The sequence below is a fragment of the Mesorhizobium sp. M4B.F.Ca.ET.089.01.1.1 genome (genome assembly GCF_004022605.1).
GTDB lineage: Bacteria > Pseudomonadota > Alphaproteobacteria > Rhizobiales > Rhizobiaceae > Mesorhizobium > Mesorhizobium abyssinicae.
Genome location: NZ_RZOS01000516.1, coordinates 1 through 3,652, shown reverse-complemented (window position 1 = coordinate 3,652; position 3,652 = coordinate 1). Strand labels below are relative to the sequence as shown.

Annotated in this window: 4 protein-coding genes; 1 reads left to right on the top strand and 3 read right to left on the bottom strand. The window is 63.4% G+C overall.

Annotation, left to right across the window (positions count from 1 at the left end):
• On the top strand, window positions 1–202 hold a 202-nt coding region (locus EN780_RS39035; protein WP_189556840.1), incomplete at its 5' end, for a hypothetical protein.
• Window positions 203–206: 4 nt separating this feature from the next.
• Here EN780_RS39035 and EN780_RS29715 read toward each other — a convergent pair.
• The 3 genes from EN780_RS29715 to EN780_RS29705 all read right to left on the bottom strand — a co-directional run.
• A complete protein-coding gene (locus EN780_RS29715; RefSeq protein ID WP_126054889.1) occupies window positions 207–1,124 on the bottom strand; it encodes a carbohydrate ABC transporter permease in 918 nt (305 codons plus the stop codon).
• A gap of 12 nt (window positions 1,125–1,136) precedes the next feature.
• Window positions 1,137–2,258 (bottom strand): sugar ABC transporter permease, encoded by a 1,122-nt coding sequence (locus tag EN780_RS29710; RefSeq protein ID WP_127282113.1) that lies wholly within the window; start codon window positions 2,256–2,258, stop codon window positions 1,137–1,139.
• 100 nt (window positions 2,259–2,358) lie between these two features.
• Window positions 2,359–3,652, bottom strand: a 1,294-nt coding sequence (locus EN780_RS29705) for a sugar ABC transporter substrate-binding protein (protein ID WP_128276075.1), incomplete at its 5' end; no start/stop codon positions are given.

Sequence of the window (3,652 nt, the reverse complement as noted above, 5' to 3'; positions counted from 1 at the left end):
CCGCTATCGTCTCGGCCCGGGCGACATTGCCGATTTCCGTCTGCGCAGGATCGAATGGGACAGCGGCGGCCCGACCTTCTCGGTGGTCCTGACGACGCTGAAAGGCGAGCGTTTTGAGACGCGCGATTTCGGCACGGCGGCAACCGCCGAGATGTTTCGCGACCGGATAAGCTCCGTCTTCCTGGGGAAAGCGGCGAGCTGAAGCGCTACTTCACCGCGCCGGCCGTCATGCCCATGATCAGGTAGCGCTCCAGAAGGATGCCGATGACGGCAAGCGGCGTGATGGCGGCGGTGGCGAGTGCGGCCATCGACCACCAGTTGATGCCTTGCGATCCGGTCTGGCTCGCCACCATGACGGGAATGGTCTTGGCGTCGGTCGAGGTCAAAAGCGCGGCGAAGAAATACTCGTTCCAGCACAGCACCATCGCCAGGATGAAGGCGGCGACCATGCCGGGCAGCGCGATCGGCATGACGATGCGGAAGAAGGCTCCCCAGATCGACAGCCCGTCGACGAGCGCAGCTTCCTCGAGCTCGACCGGGATCGAGTTGAACTGGTCGCGCATGATCCAGATGACGATCGGCAGCACCATCAGCGTGTAGAGCAGGATCAGCCCGACGCGCGTGTCGAGCAGGCCGACCTCGCGGTAGAGCACCAGGAAGGGCAGCGCCAGCACCACCGGCGGCAGGATCAGCTGCGACAGGAAGAAGAAGGAGATGTCCTCGTTCTTGAACCAGGCGAAGTGGTAGCGGTAGCGGGTCAGGCCGTAGGCGGCGAGGCTGCCGATGATGATGGCGAGGCCGGATGCGCCGACCGAGGCGATGACCGAATTCATGAAGCGCTTGAAGAACTCGTCCCGCACAGTCGAGGTCTGCGTGATCGAGTCCGGCGACAGGCCGAGCGAGCGCCAGCCCTTCCAGTCAGGCTGGAAGTCGACGAACGGGATCAGATGGCCCTGGGTGACGTCGACCGCCGATTTGAATGACGTCGTGATCGTCCAGTAGATCGGGAAAAGGCAGATGAAGGACCAGAACACCAGCGCGCCATAGATGAAGACGCGGCTGGTCAGGAAGCTCGCCGGCGAGCTGATTTCGGAGACGGAATAGTCGGTGGTCTGGACGCTCATGTTGCCGGCCGCTCAGTTGACGTTGCGCACGAAACGGCTGGCGAATTTCAGCAGCCAGGTCACGAACACGATGATGATGACGAGATAGGCCATGGCCAGCATCGTGCCGTAGCCGACATTCGAGCGGTCGCGGTACTCGCGGTAGATGAAGCTCGACACCGAATCCGTGGCGCCGCCGGGGCCGCCTGACGTCACGGTGATGATGATGTCGGCCAGCTTCAGCTTGAAGATGATACGCAGGATCACCGCCGTCACCGACACCGGCAGCATCAGCGGGAAGGTGACCTGCCAGAACGTCTGCCAGGTGGTGGCGCCGTCGACGCGGGCCGCCTCCAGCACCTCGCGCGACATCGCCTGCAGGCCGGCCAGCAGCATGATCATCATGAACGGGATGAAGGTCCAGGCGTCCAGCACCATGATCGAGATGCGCGCGGTGATCGGGTTGGAGAAGAAGGCTGGATTGTCCCAGCCGAGATGTCGCGCCAGCGTCGCGGCCGGACCGAAGCGATACTCCATCAGCGACTTGCCGATCATCCATGACACCGCGACCGGCGACAGCATCAAGGGCATCAGGAAGACGACCCGGAAGAATTTGCGCGCGCGGATCTGCGCGTTGAGGAGCAGCGCCAGGCCGAAGGCGATGATGTATTCGACGAACACCGCGAGCACATAGAGCACCATGTTGAACAGCGCGTTGCGGTAGTATGGGTCGGCCAGCATCTGCCAGAAATTGTCGAGCCCGTTGAATTTGCGGCCGGAGAAGGAGCTGAGGTTCCAGTCCGTCAGCGCGATGTAGAAGCCGAACAACGTCGGGAACACCACCATGGCGATGGTGAACAATAGCGCGGGAAGCAGGAACAGCGCGCGCTGACCGTCCTCGCCGCGCGTCAGCACCTGACCGACGCCCAGCGCCACGCCCCACAGCACATAGGCATAGACGATCGGCCGCCAGGTATCGAAGCCGAGCGTGGTGACTTCCGTCTTGTAGAGGATCTGCAGCGCGATGACGGCGAGCAGGCCGAGCGTCGCCGCGGCCATCAAAGCGAAACCGAGCCGCTTGCGGCCGGGTGGGATCAGATCGGCTGGAACGCCGTTAGCCGGCCATGCATTGGTGGGCAAGGTCTGGTCAGCCACGCGTCCCGTCCGTCGATACAAAAGCTAGCGACCGGCTGGCCGGTCAAAACGAGGTCCGGCGGCTACGCGTCGCCGGACCCCGGTTCATCATACGATCAGGCTACACGCCGAGCGAGGCTTTGTAGAGCTTGATCTGGTTTTCGCGGCCGATCTGGTCGGTGAGCTTCTCCCAGGCGGCGGCGATGGCATCGGCGCCTTCCTGTGCCTTCATCTTGCCGGCGAAGGTGTTGGCCAGGATGTCCTCGGCGGCGCTGTAGTACTGGAAGATGCCGGGGATGCGTGGCTCGATCGCCGCGTTCGGATGGTTGTAGCTGTCACCCTCGGACTTGAGGTAGGAACTGATGAACGCCTCGTCGTAGCCCGCCGCCACCCATTCCGGAATGTTGAAATGGCTGTTGCGGTACGGCTGGAAGCCCGACGGATAGGCCGCGCACCAGAGCGACAGGTCCTTGCCGCCGAGATGGGCCGCCGCCGACCAGGCCGCCTTCTGTTTCTTCTCGTCGCTGTCGACGCGGGCCATGACATAGACGCCCCAGCCGAGATAGGCGCAGTTCGGCGAGTAGTTCGGCCCGCTGGCAAGCTTGTCCCACTGGCCGGTCTTCGAATTGTAGACGTCGTCCGAGCCGGGCAGGATCGAGAAGCCGGTGACGTCGCCGATGACCGACGAGTCGTTCGTCTTGACGTTGGAGCCGATGTCGCCCCACCACGGGATCATCGAGCCGGTGCCGGCCAGGAACTGCTGGAAGCCGGTGGTGTTCGGATCGGCGTTGATCTGGTCTGGTGGCTCCGAGGGCAGGGCGTCGATGACGTCCTGGATCGCCCGCACCCACGCCGGATTGTTGATGCGCGGCTTCATCGTGTCGGCATCGAACAGCCAGGCCTTGTCGTCGGGATGCTTGGCATAGGCGCTGGCGCGGCTGCCGAGGAAGTAGAAGCCGAAGCCGCCCCAGGGCTTGGGCGCGTCGAGATAGCCATAGACGTCCTGGCCCTTGAACTGCTTGCCCTTGAGGAACTTGGTGACGGCCTGCACTTCCTGCCAAGTCTTCGGCACGCCCCATTCTGTCGTCGCGCCGCTTTCCTTCCACGCCTTGGCGAGATCGGCATCGGCGAACACGTCGGTGCGGTAGTTGAAGTTGTGCGCGTCGCCGTCGATGGTGACGCGGTACTGCTTGCCGTTCCAGGTGCCGACCGGCGGCTTCAGGTAGTTGACTAGGTCGTCGAAATCGATCTGCTTCTTGACCCAGTCGGGCATTTCGGAGGTCAGGCCCTTGCCGCAGACATCGCCTTCGAAGGGCGCGCCCATCTCGATGATGTCGAAGTCGACGGTGCCGGTGGCGATCGATTGCTGCAGGCGGGCGTTGTAGTCGGCCTGCGCCAGGTCGATCCAGCTGATC

Excerpts from the sequence above, each read along its gene's own strand:
- EN780_RS29715 (WP_126054889.1), bottom strand. The coding sequence starts at position 1,124 with ATGAGCGTCCAGACCACCGACTATTCCGTCTCCGAAATCAGCTCGCCG.